Here is a 16,693-nt window from a genome sequence, read left to right as displayed (position 1 = left end):
GGTTTCCGAGCGATTTGATCGGATACTGCATCTTCTTATGACAGACCCCACCCCCCGACTAGAAATCAAAAACCTGCGCCGCAGCTACGGCGGGCGGCAGGTGGTCGACGACGTGTCTTTACAGATCATGCCGGGGCAGGTGACCTGTCTGCTCGGCCCCTCTGGCTGCGGCAAGTCCACGACCCTGCGGATGATCGCGGGGGTTGAGATGCAAGACAGCGGCACGATCCACGTCGATGGCAAGCTGATCTGCGACACGGTGTTTCGCGTCCCACCCGAGCGGCGCGAGATTGGCTTGATGTTTCAGGACTTCGCGCTGTTCCCGCATTTGAGCGTGGCCGATAACGTGGGCTTCGGGCTCAAGACCGGGACCAAGGCCGAGAAACGCAATCGCATCGAAGATTTGCTCAAGCGGGTGGACCTGCTGCGCTACATCGACGGCTACCCGCATCAGCTTTCGGGCGGTGAACAACAGCGTGTGGCGCTGGCCCGTGCGCTTGCCCCGCAACCACGGATCATGCTGATGGACGAGCCGTTCTCTGGCCTCGACAACCGTCTGCGTGATGGCATCCGCGATGAGACCCTAAGCATCCTGAAAGAGGAAGACACCGCCGTTCTGCTCGTCACCCATGAACCGGATGAGGCGATGCGCATGGCTGATGAAATCGCGCTGATGCGCGACGGCAAGATCGTCCAGCAGGGCGCGCCCTATAACGTCTATACGCGGCCCGTCGATCGCGCCTCTGTCGCGTTTTTCAGTGATGCGAATGTGTTGGAAGCCACGGTGAACGGTGCATTGGCCGATACGGTCTTTGGCCAGTTTCTTGCCCCCGGAGTGCCCGATGGTACGCCGGTCAATATCGTCTTTCGCCCGCAGCATCTCCGCATTGATTTTGACCGTGCAGGCAAAGGCCCGCGCCCAACGGCAACCGATGGCGCTCCGGCACGCGCCGTGGTGGAGCGGGCGCGGTTCATGGGCAACGAAAGCCTTGTCGAATTCGTGCTTGAGCAGGACGGCTCGCGGCTGAGGGCAACGGTGCCCAATGTCTTTCTTCCGCAACCCGGTGCTGTCATGTGGCTGACCGTCCGCCGCGACCGCTGCTTTGTCTTTCCGGTGACGCGATGACCCCGCTGATGGTAGAATTTGGCATGGGGTCGTCCCTGCGCCGCGCCGATTATACGCAGGCCGCGACACGCGCGGTGCAGGATGCGCTGTGGCATAATTCGATCAATCTGGCCGAACTTTTCGGTTTCGACAAATCCGCCATGCGCATCATCCTCGACGTGGGCGTGCAGCGCCCCGATCTGGTTGATGCCGAAGCACTGCGTGCGGTCTTTCCCTATGGCCAGGTGACGGTCAATCTGCACCTCGGCGGGCTTAACGTGCCCCGCCCGGAAGGCGATGGCAACCCGACCGTCATGGCCAATGTAGCACTGTCTGTGGGGTTCGATATGGAGCGTGCGGATGACTGAGCAACGGATCATCATCGAAATGGGCATGGGCAATGATCTGCACGGGATGGATTATACCAAAGCCTGCGCCCGCGCGATCGAGGATGCCCTGCGCCACTCGTCTTTGCCGCTTTTTGGTGCATTAGACGTGACACCGGACCAAATGCGCGTGCAGGTCACCGTCGCGGTGCAGGAACCTGACAAGGTGGATATCGACGTGCTGGTGGCCAAGCTACCGCGTGGTCGGGCCGAGGTGCGTGCCGTCATGGGCGGGCTCAACGTGCCCACGGGACAGGATACGATCGTCGTGGCACAGGCGAGTGTCGAGGCGTTCTTGCCATCGCAAACTGGCTGGCGGTTGAAGGGTTAAGACTAGGCGCGGGCGTCAGCCAAGCTCTTTCCCGGCTCATCTACGAATAGTTCTGGTAGCGCCTCTGCACTATCAATCTGATTTAACGGGTAGGTCGCGAATCCTTCGTCGTCTTCACACCATGCGGTCAGCAGCCAAAAACGCCCCCAATTCTCTACCCTAAGCGGTCGGACGACCCGAGCGTCTTCGTTCACGATGCCGATCCGCAATTTCTGCCGCGCCTGTATCGCCGCGCGCAGCACGGGTAGATGTGCAAAGATCCGTGTCGCCTTGCCCTGCGGGTGCAGCGCGTGGCGCCATGCGGCACCTTCGGCGATGCTCTCGGTCGGTAGGACGGCGTCGAACTTTGCGGCCAATGTCCCGGCCGCGTCCTGCAAATCGGCATCACCCACCTCCGCCGCAACTGCGAGGCCAAGGTTTAGCGCCTCTAGTTCAGTTGGGGTGAGGGTGATGGGCGGCAGGGTGATTGCAGGCGTGATCCGGTAGCCTTCGCCCCGCGTCCCGGCGACGGGCACGCCCGAGGCGCTGAGCTTGTCCATATCGCGGTAAATTGTACGCACCGATACACCCAGAAAGGCCGCCAGATCATCCGCCCGATGCACCCGGCCATCCCGCAGGGTGTCGATCAGTGTGACCAGCCTAAGATTATTGTTTTTCATGCTCCTGACATAAACACGTCAGGAGTGATTCTGCATCCGCGAAATCTGCGGTGCACGGCACCAAGCGCTGCCGTCTCGACCGCTTTGCCTCTTCATGCCCCCGGCAAGGGCCGCTATCACAGGACAAACCGGTGCGCCCGCACGCGTGCCAAACATGATGGGAGAACAGACATGTTGAACAATATCGGACTGCCGGGCCTGCTGCTGATCGCGGTTGTCGTGCTGGTGCTTTTCGGCCGCGGCAAGATTTCCTCGCTTATGGGTGAAGTTGGCAAAGGCATCACCAGCTTCAAAAAAGGCATCAGCGAAGGCGAAGAAGAGACCAAGCGCAGCGACGACATCAAACATGTCGACGAAGTGCACCATGCCGACCTGCCCGAGCATGCCGATCAGGGCACGCATCCTAAGACCGACCTGAAGGCCGACAAGGACCGGGTGTAACCCGATGTTCGATCTGGGTTGGACGGAACTTCTGGTCATTGGCGTGGTGGCCCTGATCGTGGTCGGCCCCAAGGATCTGCCCGTGCTGTTTCGGCGCGTCGGGCAATTCGTGGGCAAGGCCAAGGGCATGGCGCGTGAATTCAGCCAAGCCATGAACGACGCCGCTGATGAAAGCGGTATGCGCGAGATGTCGTCGTCGCTGAACAAGTCGCTGAAAACCGCGACCAATCCCCTGGGCAGCGCGATGGACGAGGTGAAGGACGCGACCCGTTCGCTGACCAACTTTGACCCCGACAGCGAGACCGGCAAACTGGCGGCGCAAAAGGCAGAGGATGTGAAAAAGATCCAAGCCAGCACCGCCCGCGCCGCTGCCGAGCGCAAGCAACGCGAAGCGGCTGAAGCCATGACACAGGCCGAGGCGGCTGAGGCAAAGTTGTCTGACGCGACCCCGGCAGAGGCTGCCAAACCTGCGGCAAAAAAGGCGGCCCCGGCAAAACCTGCCATCGAAAAGGCGCCAGCGGCTAAGAAGCCAGCGGTTAAGAAGACGGCCGCCAAGAAACCTGCCGCGAAAAAGCCTGCCACCAAGAAGCCAGCGGCCCCCAAACCAGCCGCGAAAAAAGAGTAAATTAAATGAGCGCCTCCGACGACTATGATATCGACGACAGCTCGGCCCCGCTGATCGAGCATCTGGCCGAGTTGCGCACGCGGCTCATCCACTCTGTCATCGCCTTCATCATCGGTATGGTGATCTGCTTTACCGTCTGGAATCCGATCTTCAACTTCCTGACCGAACCGCTGTGCTCGGCCATGGCTGAACGGGGTCAGGATGACTGCGGGCTGATCCTGATCAAGTTGCAAGAAGGTTTCTTTGTCGCGATCTCGATCTCACTTTTGGGCGGTCTGGTGCTGGGCTTTCCCTTCATTAGCTACCAGCTGTGGCGCTTTGTGGCACCGGGGCTTTACAAGAACGAGAAGGGCGCCTTTCTGCCCTTCCTGATTTCCTCGCCGGTGATGTTTTTCCTCGGCGCGGCCTTTGCCTTCTACGTCGTCACCCCGCTTGCGTTCGATTTCTTCCTTGGGTTCCAGCAGGCGGGCACGCTTGTTGGTGAGGGGCCGGAGGGTGAGAACGGCATCGCCGCCATCGCTTTCCAAGGCTCCGCGCAGGAATACCTTTCGCTTACGATCAAGTTCATCGTGGCCTTTGGTCTTTGCTTCCAGCTTCCTGTTCTGCTGACGCTGATGGGCAAGGCCGGGCTGGTCAGCTCCGAAGGTCTTGGCAACGTCCGTAAATATGCTGTGGTGGCGATCCTGGTGTTGGCCGCGCTGGTCACCCCGCCGGACGTGATCACGCAGGTGATCCTCTTCGTGGTGGTCTATGGCCTTTATGAAATCTCGATCTTCCTCGTGCGCCGGGTCGAGAAAAAGCGTGACGAAAAGCTGCGCGAAGAGGGCTACTTTGACGACGAAGACGAGGAAGACCTGCTGTGATCGACGACCCGATGGACCGTATCGCGGCGGCGCTGGAACGTATGTCTCCGGCGCCGCTTTCCGCCCCCGACTTTGACGCGGCGACGGCGTTTGTCTGGCACACCGACCCCGACCGTCTGGTGCCGGTGCCGCAGGTCGCGCGGATAGACCTACCGCTGTTGATTGGCGTTGACCGGGCAAGGGATACCCTTTTGGCCAACACCCGCCAATTCGCGGCGGGTTTGCCTGCGAATAACGCGCTGCTTTGGGGCGCGCGCGGTATGGGAAAATCAAGCCTTGTCAAAGCAATACATGCTGATGTTCATGCATCGCATGAAGGTCTGCGCATTGTTGAATTGCAGCGCGAGGATCTGCCGTCGGTCGGGCGTCTGCTGAGTCTTCTGCGGGGGGCACCACAGCGGTTCATCTTGTTTTGCGATGATCTCAGCTTTGGCCATGATGATGCGCATTACAAGTCGCTGAAAGCGGTGCTGGACGGCGGTATCGAGGGGCGGCCTGATAATGTCGTGCTCTATGCCACATCGAACCGCCGTCACCTGATGCCGCGCGACATGATCGAGAATGAGCGTGGCAGTGCGATAAACCCGTCCGAAGCAGTGGAGGAAAAGGTCTCTCTCTCTGACCGTTTTGGGCTGTGGCTGGGGTTCCACCCCTGCGATCAAGACCAGTATCTCGCCATGATCCGGGGCTATTGCGATGCATTCGGGGTCGAGATCGACGACGAAACCCTGCGTGCAGAGGCTGTCGAATGGCAGGCCACGCGCGGTGCCCGGTCGGGGCGTGTGGCATGGCAGTATTTTGTGGATCTCGCCGGCCGCAAGGGTGTCCCGGTTACGGGCGGCTGAACAACGGTATCTCGATGTTAGACAAAAGGGGCCTGCATTATCTGCGGGCCCCTTTTTTCGTATTCTTACTGAATGTATGGCGTTGGATCGACGCTCTCAAAGCCTTTGCGCACTTCGAAATGCACATGCGATTCCGATCCGCCGCGCAGTTTCGCAATCTGCTGGCCTCGGCTGACGGTATCGCCTTTTGCAACATTGACGCCGTCCACATTGGCATAGACGGTCAACAGGTTGTCCGGGTGGCGCACCACGACAATCGGGATGCCCTCTGCGCTCTTGGTGATGGCGGCGACGGTGCCCCCTTCGGCGGCCTTGACCGGTGCGCCGGGGCTGCCTTGGATGTTGATGCCTTCATTCTTGCCCTTCGCATAAGCGCGGATGATGGAGCCTTGGACAGGCGGCGTCATCTTGGAGGCCTTCGCGGGTGCAGTTGGCTTGCCGACATCGGCCACGGGTTTTTCAGGCTCGGCTTTGGGCGGCAAAGGTTTCGCGGTCTCATCCTGCGGCAGCGGCTTGGCAGCCGAGGGGGGCGTCGGTGTGGGGCTGCCTGCGCCGGGGGCGCTGGTGACCGGCTCAAGGGGCCGCGATGCGGCGGCGCTGGAGGCGGTGTTGGTGGCCAGACGTGGGGGCGCTTGCTTTTCGACCGGGATCAGTAGGAATTGACCTTCACGGATCGCAAAATCGGGGCCAAGGCCGTTCCATTCGGCCAGCGCTTTGACTGGCACGTTATAGAGGCGGGCAACGGTATAGGCCGTCTCGCCGCGCTCCACCCGGTGACGGACCGGCTCTTTGGATTGCGGTGCCGTGGGCTGAGGCGCGGGCGCGCTGGTGGAGGGGCTGCTGCTTGCGGGCGGCAGGCTTTGTGTCTGTACCGTTGGCGTCGCCGGGGCGCGGTCAATCGCGCTGCCTGCGAGGGTGGTGATGTCGACGCTGCCATCGGTGCCGGGGGCGGGTTCGGCCACACGGCGGGGCAGGGCGATGATTTCGCCTTGGCGCAGCGGTACGCTAAGTTCGATGCCGTTGTAGCGGGCCAATTCATTGCCATCTGCGCCTACGCGGGCAGCCACGTCTTTGAGCGTATCACCCCGGCGGGCGACAGCGACTTGGTAATTTGGATAAGCGATGACGCCCCGCGCATCGGGTTTGGGGCGATCAGCAAGGGGGCCGCGTGCGGCCTCGGCAGTTGAGAAACCATCGCCAAAGGTACTGCGCATGTCGTAATCAAGCGGCTGATTTTCGCAACCGGCCAGCAGTATCGCACTGGTTCCGGCCATTAGGGTCAGCCGCGTGTGGCGGCGCAAGCGTGTTTGGCGCATCTGCAAGTCCTCATCTTCGCCCCCTTAAAGATATGGGGCGTTGTCTCTCTAACCTATTAACCGTCCTTGCCCAAGCCTTCCAGCAGGGGGACAAAGCGCACGGCACGCAATTCGTCGTATTCCAGCCCGTCAGCGGTCTTTCGCACGCGAATTAGGTGCTGAACAGTGTCGGATTGGCCCACGGGCAGCACCATGATGCCACCCTCTTTGAGTTGGGCAAGCAAGGGGCCGGGCGGGTCTTCGGCGGCGGCGGTGACGATGATCCGATCAAAGGGCGCCTGTTCGGCGAGGCCGAAGCTGCCGTCGGCGGTAATCGCGGTGATGTTGTTAAGATCCATCGCTTCAAACACGCCCCGCGCCTCTTGTACCAAGCGCCGGTGCCGGTCGATCGTATAGACCCGCCGCGCGAGCTTGCTGAGGATCGCCGCCTGATAGCCCGAGCCGGTGCCGATTTCGAGCACCTTATCGCGGGACGACACCTGCAAGGCTTGGCTCATCAACCCCACGACTGAAGGCTGGCTGATCGTCTGGCCGCAGGCGATGGGCAGGGGCATATCCTCATAGGCGCGGCTGGCGAAGATGCCGCGGATAAAGGGGCCGCGGTCAATCGCTTCCATCGCCGTCAGCACACGCGCGTCGGTCACGCCCTTGGAGCGCAGCGCGTAGAGGAACTGCATCTTACGTTCCGCTTCAGAGATGGGCGGCTCATTCATCCGTTAATGCCTGCCAGTGTGTCTAAGGCCGTGTGATCCGTCAAATCGCAGCGCATTGGTGTGACCGAAACATAGCCGTCAAGGTTCACGCAGGCATCGCTGCCCGGTGCAGTTTGCACGCGCTGGTCGCCGCCTTTAATCCACAAGAAACGGCGCCCCGATGGCGAAAGATGTGCTTCGGTGGAAAAACCGGTGCCGGGGCGGCGGCCTTGGGGGGCCAGCCGGATGCCGCGCACGTCCGCCCCTGCGACGGGAGGGAAGTTCACGTTGTAGAAAAGGCCATAGGCGGCTTCTTCGCTGGGACTGTGGTCCAGAATGCGACGGCAGGTTTCAACGCCGTGTTGGGCGGCGGCCTCAAAAGGATCGGCCAGATCGCGGTTCGCCGGGCCGAAGTATTGCGACAGGGCGATGGCCGGAAGGCCCTGCAACGCCGCCTCTATCGCGCCGCCAAGCGTGCCGGAATAGAGCGCGTTTTCAGCGGCATTGTTGCCCCGGTTCACGCCGGAAAGCACCAAATCGGGGGGGGCGGCGGTCATTGTGTCATGGATCGCGGCAAGCACACAATCGGCGGGGGAGCCTTCGGTGGCGAAAACGCGGTCGTCCAGTTGCGAGATCATCATCGGCTTGGTGTAGCTGATGCAATGGCCCACGCCGGATTGCTCGAATGCGGGTGCAACGGTCCAGACCTCGCCCTTAGGCCCGGCCAACTCCTCGGCAATGGCGCGCAGCACGGCCAGACCGGGCGCGTTGATGCCGTCATCGTTTGTAATCAGAATGCGCATGAAAGGCCCCTTTTTGCCTTGATAGGCGAGGGGCGGACCGGCGGCAAGCGCAGCGCGCCGGTGCCGCGCGGTTCAGGAGGCGGAGTTTTCCGACAGTTGCGCCAATACCGCAGCGGCCTGCGTGGCGGTGTCGCTCAGCGCGGCGCGGTCCTCCCCGGGGAAGAAACGCGCGCGGGTGGCGGTGGGCATCGGGTCGGGGGTGAGGATATGCACGCGCGGGCCGATCTGCGCGGTCTCGACCTGCCAAGAGGTCGCTAGCGCGATCTGCGCGGCCTTGGTAGCCCCGTAGCTGCCGAAGAATTTCGTCCCCGCCCTCGGATCTTCAAAGAAGACCGCCGTGCCATTCGCCCCCAAAAGCGGCGAGACGAAGGTGATCAACCGCGCGGTGGCGGTGACGTTTCCGGCGATGGATTTCTCCATATCCTTGGCGTCGATGTGATCGGTCGGCGTTAGCGGAGCAGCGTGAACGGCGCAGTGCAGCCAAAGGTCGAGCCCGCCCCAGCGGTCATGGATGCCCCGGCACAGCACGGCCATGGCATCGGCGTTGGTGATGTCCATCGGGGCCAGTGTGGCGCTGCCGCCCTTGGCTTGGATGCGGTCATCCAGCTCTTCCAGCGCGCCGGTCGTGCGACCGACCGCGATGATGTGATGGGTGGGGGCCAAGGCCTCTGCCAATGCGGCGCCAAGGCCGCGCGATGCGCCGGTGATCAATGCTGTCTTGCTCATGCCCGCGATGTGCACTGCCCCGCGCGGCAGGTCAAGAGGCGCGGTGTCGCGCCTCCTTGGACGTGTTAGCTTTGCGGCAAGCGCAGCACCTTGTTGCCGCGACGGCTAGACAGCACCAGCGCGCCTTGCCCGATCGCCGCGACAACGCCACCTGCGACTTGATCGCCAACGCCGACGCGGGAAATCTTGCCGCCGCCTTCGCGGATCAGGGCGCCGGGCGTGGCTTCACTGCCGAAGATGCCAATCAGCGCGGTGCTGGACAGATCGGCTTTTTCAGTTGCCAGATCGGAGACTTTCTTTGGGGTCGGGGTCCCAGTGCTCGCCATGATGTGCCTTTCGCCTTTGATTGCATTTCGCGCGGCGGTCCCCCACGCTAGAAAGCCGTCAGCTAACGCCTGCCGCAGTGCAGCGGAAGGGGGCGGAATTGGCGTGCGCAGGGTTTTGCCAGATCGTCGGCAAAGGGGCGCCGACGATGCATGGTGTAACGTTGCGACCTTTCGGAAGGCTTAACTTGGCCTAACCGACAAAGGCTTTTTCAACGACGAAATGTTGTGGGTCGGAATTGGCACCCTCGGTCAGGCCAAAGCCTTCGAGAATCTCCATAATATCCTTGTTGAAGCCCAGACTGCCGCAGACCATGGCGCGGTCATGAGTGGCGTTGATCTGCGGAACGTCCAGATCTGCAAATACCGTTCCATCCTGCAAAAGGTGCGTGATGCGGCCCATCTTGGGGCTCTCTTCGCGGGTGGTGGTCGGGTAATAGCGGATCTTGGCAAGGTTGTCGGTGCCGATCAACTCTTGCATCAGCTCGTCGGCCTTCAGCCCTTCGATCAACTGGCGGCCATACTCCAGCTCTGCCACATCGCGGCAGGTGTGGGTGACGATAACCTCGTCGAATTTCTCATAGGTCTCGGGCTCACGCAGCAGGCTGGCGAAAGGGGCAAAGCCGGTGCCGGTGGCGAACATCCAAAGCCGGTCGCCGGGCAGCAACGCGTCATGCACCAGCGTGCCCACGGGCTTGGGCCGCAGGATAATCTGATCGCCGGGCTGGATGTGCTGCAGCTTGGAGGTCAGCGGGCCGTCCTGCACTTTGATCGAATAGAACTCCAACTCATCGTCCCACGCAGGCGAGGCGATGGAATAGGCGCGCAGCAGGGGTTTTTGCTTGCCCGTCTCGGGATGCGGATCGCCCATCAGGCCGATCATGACGAACTCGCCCGAGCGGAAGCGCAAGGACGCGGGCCGCGATACCCGGAACGAAAATAGCTGATCCGTCCAGTGGGTGACTGAGGTCACAGTCTGGGCATCGGGCAACGTCGGGACGGGCTTGGCGGCGGTTTGGTTCACTGTGCTCTGCTCGGTCATCATGGTTTCCGCAAATCGGTTTGCGGCCTCTACTTATGGCAAGGAAGGGGGGAGGGCAATGAAGCGGCCTATTTGGCCGCCGCTGCCTGTAAGGAGGCTCCGCGAAGGCGGGATTGATAATCGTGCGCCTGCCAATCGGCGCGGGCCAGCCATTGGTCCTCAGGTTGACGCGCGGCCAGATCCTTGTCGATCTCGACCTCATCAAAACCCGCGCGGCGGGCCATGGCGTATTGGTCGGCCAGCACATGCCCGCGGGCGCGCAAACGGCCCTTGTAGCCGCGGAGGCGCAGAACGCGCGCGATGGTAAAACCGCGCCCATCCGCGAAAGAGGGGAAGTCGACGCGGATCATCTCGAGCGCCGGGGTCAGCGTGAGGGCATGGGCATCGGCGTCCGAGCCGAGATCGACGGCGCGGCAATCATTCGCCGCACCCTCCTCGCAATAGCCATAGGTCCAGTCGTCGGCGGTGAAACCTGTGTCGGTTACGAGTACGCTCATGATTTGTCTCCTGTTCGGACCACTTTTCCGTTCACAAAGTGGATGCCGCATTCTTCTTTGTTCTGATCGCGCCAGCGTCCGGCACGCGGGTCTTCGCCTGGGGCCACCGGCGAGGTGCAGGGCGCGCAGCCGATCGAAGGGTAGCCCTTGGCCACCAGCGGGTGCCGGGGCAGGCGGTTCTCGGTAATGTAATCCGCCACATCCGAGGTTGCCCAATAGGCCAGCGGGTTCACCTTGATACGCGGCGCGGCCCCGTCTTTGGGAACTTCGGCCTCGAAGAATTCCAAGGCCGCGCGGCTGCCCGATTGGAAGCGTTTGCGCCCGGTGATCCAGCCATCATAGCCCGCCAGCGCGCTCTGCAGAGGCCGGGTCTTGCGCAAGGCACAGCAGGCGTCGGTGTCATATTGGTACAGCGTGCCATCGGGATCCTGTGCTGCGATCTCTTCGCTGCGCAGGGTGGTGACATTGCGCAGGCCGAGGCGTTCGCTCAGCTCCTGCTGGTAAACCAGCGTTTCGGCAAAGAGCATTTCGGTGTCGATAAAGAGCACCGGAATATCCCGCGACACCATGGAGGCAAGGTGCAAGAGCGCCACCGATTCCGCGCCAAAGCTGGAGACGAGGGTGAGGTTCTCGATTTCTGCATCGGCGCGGCGGATCACATCCGTCGCCCCGTGGTGGCGCAGGTCGGCGTTGAGCCGTGCCACCTTTTCCTCGACCGTGCGCAGCCCCTCGGGGGACGGCGCAGCGGTATTTGAAAAAGGATGAAGTTCAGGGATGTCAAGCGGCATTGGCCTGATCCTTGCTGGCCGTCTCAGGGTAAAGCGCGGCCTTGAAGGGGGCGAGGCCGAGGCGGCGGTAGGCTTGCAGAAAGGTCTCCGAAGGATCGTTACGCAGGTCGAGATAGCCCAGAACGAGGCGTTCGATGGCCGGGATGATTTCCTCAGCCGAGAAACCGGGGCCTGCACGTTCACCGATGCTGGCGTTCTCAGTGCCGTCGCCGCCCAGCGTGATTTGGTAGTTCTCTACGCCCGCGCGGTCGAGGCCGAGGATGCCGATATGGCCCACGTGGTGGTGGCCGCAAGCGTTGATGCACCCGGAGATTTTTATTTTGAGCGGGCCGACGTCATGCTCCAGCTTCAACTCGTCGAAGCGGGTGGCGATCTCTTGGGCGATGGGAATCGAGCGGGCAGTGGCCAGCGCGCAATAGTCCATGCCGGGGCAGGCGATGATGTCCGAGATCAAGCCGATGTTGGCAGTGGCGAGTTTTGCCTCTTTCAGCGCGGCGTGCAGTTCGGGCAGGTCGCTGCGGTGCACGTGGGGCAGGATCACGTTTTGCTCATGGCTGATGCGCAGCTCGTCATGGCCAAAGCGGCGGGCGAGGTCGGCCATCACGCGCATCTGGTCTGCGGTGGCATCGCCCGGTGTGGCACCATGGGCCTTGAGGCTGATCGACACGATCGCATAGCCCGGCGCGCGGTGCTCGGCGAGGTTGGTGTCGGCCCAAGCGCGGAAAACCGGATCGTTGGTATAGGCGGACTCGTAGGCCGCGAGGGAGGCGGTTTTGAACTTAGGTGCTGCGAAATCGGATTCAATGCGCGACAGCACTTGCTGATCCACGCCGGTGAACTGGCTGCGGATCAGCGCATATTGCGCGTCAACGCGGGCGCGGATGTCTTCGATGCCGTTCTCGTGCACGGTGATCTTGATCCGCGCTTTGTATTTGTTATCGCGGCGGCCCAGCACGTTGTAGACGCTGACGATGGCTTCGAGCGTGGGCAGCAGGTCGTCGGCGCTGACAAATTCATAGAGCACCTTGCCGATCATCGGGGTGCGGCCGAGGCCGCCGCCGACGATGACTTCGAAACCTTGCTCGCCGTCGCGTTCGACGATGCGCAGCCCGATGTCATGGGCTTTGATCACCGCACGGTCCGCGGCGGCACCGGTGACGGCCACCTTGAACTTGCGCGGCAGGAATTGGAATTCCGGGTGGTCGGTGGACCATTGGCGGATCAACTCGGCTACGGGGCGGGGGTCTGCGACCTCATCAGCGGCGGCACCGGCGAAATGGTCGGCGGTCACGTTGCGGATCGTGTTGCCGGAGGTTTGGATCGCGTGCAGGTTTACCTCGGCCAGCGCGTCGAGCATATCGGGCACGTCGCGCAGCTCGGGCCAGTTGTACTGGATGTTTTGGCGCGTGGTGAAGTGGCCGTAGCCCTTGTCCCATTTCTCGGCGATATATGCGAGCTTGTCCATCTGGGCGCTGCTAAGCGTGCCATAGGGGATCGCCACCCGCAGCATATAGGCGTGAAGTTGCAGGTAGAGGCCGTTCATCAGGCGCAGGGGTTTGAACTCATCCTCAGTGAGCGAGCCGTCGATGCGGCGCTCGACTTGGGCGCGGAACTGGGCATTGCGCTCGGCGAGGAATTTATCGTCGAATTCGATATAGCTATACATCACAGGGTCTCCTGTTTGCCGTGGGCGTAGTTCGACGGGCCTTTGGCGCGGAACTCTTCGCGGAAGTGTGTGGGCTTGGGGCCGCCCGCTTCGGGGGCCACATCGGCGAGGTAGACGCCGACGACCATATCTTGTTGGCTCAGCGCATCGATCAGGCGCAGATCGGCGTCGGCCTCATCGGTCAGCACTTCGGCCTCGGAAAGGCTGCGGGTCCAGCCGGTGGCGGTTTGGTAGACAACGTCGCCTTCGAGCAGCGCATTGGCGGTGATGACCTTGGGGGTGAAAGGCTTGGGCATATCAGGCCAGCTCCTCTAGCGGGGTTTCATAGGCAGCTTGGACGGCGGCGCGCGGGGCGAGGCCGTAGAAGGTGAGCGCGGGGCCGGTCATTTCGGCATCGGCCAGATCGCGCGGCAAATCGTTGAGCGTGGTCGACAGCACCCGCTGATCAGCACGCGAGGCGTTTTCGATCACGGTGACGGGTGTGGCGCGGTCGGCGCCGTGCATTAGCAGGCGGCCTTGGACGAAGCGGGCGGATTTCTTACCCATATAGATCGCGGCGACCTCGTTGGGGCGGGCGAGCGCGGCCCAGTCGTGATCGGCGAAGCCTTTCATGTCGTGCCCCGTGAGAAAGCGGACCGAGGCATTGCGGCCCCGTTTGGTCAGGCTTTGACCGATGCCCGCTACGGCGGCAGAGGCGGCAGTGATGCCGGGCACGATGTGCCAGCCGATGTCATGGGCGTCTACGGCGTCGATTTCTTCGTCGAGGCGGCCAAAGACGGTGGCATCGCCTGATTTCAACCGCACGACCTGCGCGCCGCTTTGGGCGTGTTCGACCAGCAGCGCGTTGATGTGCTCTTGCGCAGTGGAAGGGCCAAAGCCCTCTTTGCCCACGTCGATCATCAGCGCTTCGCGGCGGGCGAGTTCGAGAATCTCGGGGCTGATCAGGCGGTCGTAGATCACCACATCGGCCTCATCCAGCGCACGTCGGGCTTTGAGGGTCAGCAGTTCCGGATCGCCGGGGCCGCCGCCAACGAAAGCCACATGGCCGTCGCGTGCTTCGCGGGTGAGGTGGGTCTGCAATAGGTCTTTCAACGCAGGGCGCACGGTATCTTTGCCTTCGGCCATGGCGCGGGGGCCAGTGGCGAAGTAATACTCGCGCCAAAAGTCGCGGCGCGCGCGGCCCATGGGTAGGGCGTCGGCCAGCTTGCGGAAGCCTTTGCCGATCCGCGCAAGCGGGCCGAGGGTAACGGGCAGACGCTCTTCCAGATCGGCCTTGATCGCGCGGGCCAGCACTGGCGCTGCGCCTTCGGTGCCGATGGCCACGGTCACCGGATCGCGGTCGACGATGGCGGGGGTGATGAACTGGCTGTCGTGCAGATTGTCGACGATGTTGACCAGCACGCCAGCCGCGCGGGCAAGAGCCGCGTTTTCGGCATCCAGCGCGTCATGCTCATCTGCCGCATAGAACAGCAGGGCACCGGTGAGGTCGGCGGCGCTGAGCGCGCGGCGGTGCAGGGTCAGCTTACCCGCCGCCTGCCACTCCACGATCTCGGGCGCAGGGTTCGGCGCAAAAATATGCAGTTCGGCGCGTGTCTTCATGAGCAGGCGCAACTTGGCCAGCGCCGCTTCGCCGCCGCCGGAAAGGAGGATCTTTTGCTCGCTTGTGGCGAGGAAGATGGGAAAGTGATCCATGATGCGCCCTGTATTCTGTTTGACGTGACCTCATATATAGGAAATATTCCCGATAATTGGCTAGTTGCTGGCGCAGATAAGAACGTGTGTTCGATTTAGTCGTGGGTTGAGTATGAACGTCCTGCCGGGACGAGAGAGAAGAGAATGACTGTCCGAATTGATGAGACCGACCGGAAGATTTTGGCGCAGCTGCAACGGGATGCGAGCCAATCGCTGGACGATATCGCCCGCGAAGTGGGCTCTTCGAAGACCCCGGTGTGGAATCGGATCCGCAAGCTGCGGGAGGCCGGGGTGATCGGGCAACAGACCGTGGTGCTGGATTCCGAAGCGCTTGGGTTTGAGGCGTGCTTTTTCGTGCTGATCCGCACCTCGGAGCATGAGGCAGCGTGGCAGGCGGCGTTTCTGAAGGCGTTGCAGGATCGGCCAGAGGTGCAGGAGGCACATCGGCTGGCGGGGGATATCGACTATATCCTAAAGGTGCGGGTCAAGAATGCGCGGGCCTATGATGTGTTCTATCAGGCGCTCATTTCTGAGGTGAAGGTGCACAACGTGACGGCGCTTTTGTCGATGGAAGAGATCAAATCGACGACGATGCTGCCGTTGTAAGAACGCAGGACGGCGCATCACTGGCCGCCCCGGGTTGTATTAGGACTGCGCGAGCGCTGCCACAATGGGCACGAAATCTTTGGCCTTGAGGCTGGCCCCGCCGACTAGCGCGCCGTCGACATTCTCCACTGCAAAGATCTCGACCGCATTTGTTGCTTTCACCGAGCCGCCGTAGAGCAGGGGAAGCGCATTGCCGATATCTGCACCGAAACGACTGATGAGGCGCGTGCGGATGAAGTCATGCACTTCTTTGATCTGCGCGATGCTGGGCACTTTACCGGTGCCGATGGCCCAGATCGGCTCATAGGCGATGACGGTATTTTCCGCATCAACAGCTTCGGGGAGGGAGCCGTCAAGCTGGCCCCCGATGATGTCGAGCGTTTGGTCCGCGTCACGCTGTGCCTCACTCTCGCCGATACAGACAATGGCGGTGAGCCCGGCAGCCCAAGCGGCGCGGGTCTTGGCTTGCACATCGGCGTCGGTCTCACGGTGCGCATCGCGGCGTTCGGAATGGCCAAGGATCACATGGGTCGCGCCGCTGTCGGCCACCATGGAGGCGGAAATATCGCCCGTATAAGCGCCCGCATCTTCGGCATGGCAATCCTGCGCACCGATCTGGATCGGGCTGCCGTGGGTCGCGTTGGTGGCGCGGAACAGCAGGGTGCTGGGCGGGCAGATCACGACCTGTGGCGGGTTTTCGGGCAGGCCCATGGCAAGGCTGTGAAGCTCTGCCAAAGAGGCGGCGGTGCCGTTCATCTTCCAGTTGCCGGCGGCGATTTTGGGGCGCATCGGTTCCGTCCTGATCTGTTACTGTTGCCAGATCAGTTCGCAGGCCCGTGGCCTTTCGTCAAGGCCGGGGCAGATCGGCGCGCTTACTTCGCGCCGAGGCTCTCGTCGAATTTAATCGATTCCCCGCAACCGCAGGCTTCGGTCACATTGGGATTGCGGAACTTGAAGCCGGACTCGAGCAGCGTTGTCTCATAGTCGATCTCGGTGCCGAAGAGGAACATCTGCGCCATGGGTGCGATCATCACCCGCGCGCCGTCTTGCTCAACCACCTCATCGTTGGGGTCGGTCGCTTCGACATATTCCATGGTGTATTCCATGCCCGCACAGCCGCCTTTTTTGACGCCAATGCGCAGCCCCGCATGGCCCGCCGATTGCATCAACTTTGCAATCTGGCCAGCAGCTTTGGGGGTCATGGTGACGGCTTGCTTGCCGGGTATGCCAAACATCAGAAATTCTCCTATGCCGCCAAGATAAGGGTGCGGGGCGGCGATCTCAAGC

General features: G+C 62.1%; 22 protein-coding genes. 8 read left to right on the top strand and 14 right to left on the bottom strand.

Annotated features, from left to right (window positions below; translation table 11 throughout):
* Positions 1 to 37 precede the first annotated feature (37 nt).
* From ACSQ16_RS13535 to ACSQ16_RS13525, 3 genes are read left to right on the top strand one after another with little or no spacing between them, the layout of a single operon-like run.
* Positions 38 to 1,126, top strand: a complete 1,089-nt coding sequence (locus tag ACSQ16_RS13535; RefSeq protein WP_243262771.1) for an ABC transporter ATP-binding protein — start codon at positions 38 to 40, stop codon at positions 1,124 to 1,126.
* Complete coding sequence (locus ACSQ16_RS13530; protein ID WP_243262772.1) at positions 1,123 to 1,473, top strand: Lin0512 family protein; 351 nt, start codon at positions 1,123 to 1,125, stop codon at positions 1,471 to 1,473. Before ACSQ16_RS13535 ends, ACSQ16_RS13530 begins: the two co-directional genes overlap by 4 nt.
* A complete protein-coding gene (locus ACSQ16_RS13525; protein WP_243262773.1) occupies positions 1,466 to 1,822 on the top strand; it encodes a Lin0512 family protein in 357 nt (118 codons plus the stop codon). The genes ACSQ16_RS13530 and ACSQ16_RS13525 overlap by 8 nt, the downstream gene beginning before the upstream one ends.
* 2 nt (positions 1,823 to 1,824) lie before the next feature.
* On the opposite strand, the gene ACSQ16_RS13520 is transcribed toward ACSQ16_RS13525, so the two are convergent.
* Positions 1,825 to 2,481 (bottom strand): helix-turn-helix transcriptional regulator, encoded by a 657-nt coding sequence (locus ACSQ16_RS13520; RefSeq protein ID WP_243262774.1) that lies wholly within the window; start codon positions 2,479 to 2,481, stop codon positions 1,825 to 1,827.
* A gap of 171 nt (positions 2,482 to 2,652) precedes the next feature.
* Here ACSQ16_RS13520 and ACSQ16_RS13515 point away from each other — a divergent pair, with 171 nt between their 5' ends.
* Genes ACSQ16_RS13515 through ACSQ16_RS13500 form a run of 4 tightly spaced genes read left to right on the top strand, consistent with a single transcriptional unit; the run spans position 2,653 to position 5,255 of the window.
* Positions 2,653 to 2,922 (top strand): twin-arginine translocase TatA/TatE family subunit, encoded by a 270-nt coding sequence (locus ACSQ16_RS13515; RefSeq protein WP_067940504.1) that lies wholly within the window; start codon positions 2,653 to 2,655, stop codon positions 2,920 to 2,922.
* 4 nt (positions 2,923 to 2,926) lie between these two features.
* A complete protein-coding gene (tatB, locus tag ACSQ16_RS13510) occupies positions 2,927 to 3,547 on the top strand; it encodes a Sec-independent protein translocase protein TatB (protein ID WP_243262775.1) in 621 nt (206 codons plus the stop codon).
* Between the two features lie 5 nt (positions 3,548 to 3,552).
* The gene (gene tatC, locus ACSQ16_RS13505) at positions 3,553 to 4,410 is read left to right on the top strand and encodes a twin-arginine translocase subunit TatC (protein ID WP_243262776.1); all 858 of its coding nucleotides are present in this window, start codon (positions 3,553 to 3,555) and stop codon (positions 4,408 to 4,410) included.
* Positions 4,407 to 5,255, top strand: a complete 849-nt coding sequence (locus ACSQ16_RS13500) for an ATP-binding protein (RefSeq protein WP_243262777.1) — start codon at positions 4,407 to 4,409, stop codon at positions 5,253 to 5,255. The genes tatC and ACSQ16_RS13500 overlap by 4 nt, the downstream gene beginning before the upstream one ends.
* A gap of 65 nt (positions 5,256 to 5,320) precedes the next feature.
* Here ACSQ16_RS13500 and ACSQ16_RS13495 read toward each other — a convergent pair whose 3' ends face one another.
* From ACSQ16_RS13495 to cysG, 11 genes are all read right to left on the bottom strand, one after another.
* Complete coding sequence (locus tag ACSQ16_RS13495; RefSeq protein ID WP_243262778.1) at positions 5,321 to 6,571, bottom strand: M23 family metallopeptidase; 1,251 nt, start codon at positions 6,569 to 6,571, stop codon at positions 5,321 to 5,323.
* 56 nt (positions 6,572 to 6,627) lie between these two features.
* A complete protein-coding gene (locus ACSQ16_RS13490) occupies positions 6,628 to 7,284 on the bottom strand; it encodes a protein-L-isoaspartate(D-aspartate) O-methyltransferase (RefSeq protein WP_093926535.1) in 657 nt (218 codons plus the stop codon).
* Positions 7,281 to 8,066, bottom strand: a complete 786-nt coding sequence (surE, locus tag ACSQ16_RS13485) for a 5'/3'-nucleotidase SurE (protein ID WP_243262780.1) — start codon at positions 8,064 to 8,066, stop codon at positions 7,281 to 7,283. Before surE ends, ACSQ16_RS13490 begins: the two co-directional genes overlap by 4 nt.
* 72 nt (positions 8,067 to 8,138) lie before the next feature.
* Positions 8,139 to 8,792 (bottom strand): SDR family NAD(P)-dependent oxidoreductase, encoded by a 654-nt coding sequence (locus tag ACSQ16_RS13480; protein ID WP_243262781.1) that lies wholly within the window; start codon positions 8,790 to 8,792, stop codon positions 8,139 to 8,141.
* Between the two features lie 65 nt (positions 8,793 to 8,857).
* A complete protein-coding gene (locus ACSQ16_RS13475; RefSeq protein ID WP_243262782.1) occupies positions 8,858 to 9,118 on the bottom strand; it encodes a pilus assembly protein PilP in 261 nt (86 codons plus the stop codon).
* Between the two features lie 190 nt (positions 9,119 to 9,308).
* Entirely contained in the window at positions 9,309 to 10,157 is an 849-nt protein-coding gene (locus ACSQ16_RS13470) for a ferredoxin--NADP reductase (protein WP_317406289.1), read from the bottom strand.
* 68 nt (positions 10,158 to 10,225) lie between these two features.
* A complete protein-coding gene (locus ACSQ16_RS13465; protein WP_243262784.1) occupies positions 10,226 to 10,654 on the bottom strand; it encodes a DUF934 domain-containing protein in 429 nt (142 codons plus the stop codon).
* A complete protein-coding gene (locus tag ACSQ16_RS13460; protein ID WP_243262785.1) occupies positions 10,651 to 11,442 on the bottom strand; it encodes a phosphoadenylyl-sulfate reductase in 792 nt (263 codons plus the stop codon). Before ACSQ16_RS13460 ends, ACSQ16_RS13465 begins: the two co-directional genes overlap by 4 nt.
* Entirely contained in the window at positions 11,432 to 13,108 is a 1,677-nt protein-coding gene (locus ACSQ16_RS13455; RefSeq protein WP_243262786.1) for a nitrite/sulfite reductase, read from the bottom strand. Before ACSQ16_RS13455 ends, ACSQ16_RS13460 begins: the two co-directional genes overlap by 11 nt.
* Positions 13,108 to 13,404, bottom strand: coding sequence for a DUF2849 domain-containing protein (locus ACSQ16_RS13450; RefSeq protein WP_243262787.1), 297 nt, complete (start codon positions 13,402 to 13,404; stop codon positions 13,108 to 13,110). The genes ACSQ16_RS13455 and ACSQ16_RS13450 overlap by 1 nt, the downstream gene beginning before the upstream one ends.
* 1 nt (position 13,405) lies before the next feature.
* The gene (gene cysG, locus ACSQ16_RS13445) at positions 13,406 to 14,800 is read right to left on the bottom strand and encodes a siroheme synthase CysG (RefSeq protein ID WP_243262788.1); all 1,395 of its coding nucleotides are present in this window, start codon (positions 14,798 to 14,800) and stop codon (positions 13,406 to 13,408) included.
* Positions 14,801 to 14,944: 144 nt separating this feature from the next.
* Between cysG and ACSQ16_RS13440 the strand changes: the two genes are divergently transcribed.
* Positions 14,945 to 15,406, top strand: a complete 462-nt coding sequence (locus ACSQ16_RS13440) for an Lrp/AsnC family transcriptional regulator (RefSeq protein WP_007120312.1) — start codon at positions 14,945 to 14,947, stop codon at positions 15,404 to 15,406.
* A 39-nt stretch (positions 15,407 to 15,445) separates the two neighbouring features.
* On the opposite strand, the gene tpiA is transcribed toward ACSQ16_RS13440, so the two are convergent.
* Together tpiA and ACSQ16_RS13430 are read right to left on the bottom strand one after the other, a co-directional pair.
* Positions 15,446 to 16,195 (bottom strand): triose-phosphate isomerase, encoded by a 750-nt coding sequence (tpiA, locus tag ACSQ16_RS13435; RefSeq protein ID WP_243262789.1) that lies wholly within the window; start codon positions 16,193 to 16,195, stop codon positions 15,446 to 15,448.
* A gap of 83 nt (positions 16,196 to 16,278) precedes the next feature.
* Entirely contained in the window at positions 16,279 to 16,641 is a 363-nt protein-coding gene (locus tag ACSQ16_RS13430) for a HesB/IscA family protein (RefSeq protein ID WP_067265014.1), read from the bottom strand.
* Positions 16,642 to 16,693: the final 52 nt, after the last annotated feature.

Origin of the sequence: Sulfitobacter sp. SH24 (assembly GCF_965641895.1) — a bacterium.
GTDB lineage: Bacteria > Pseudomonadota > Alphaproteobacteria > Rhodobacterales > Rhodobacteraceae > Sulfitobacter > Sulfitobacter dubius.
This window is presented reverse-complemented; position numbering and strand designations above follow the sequence as displayed.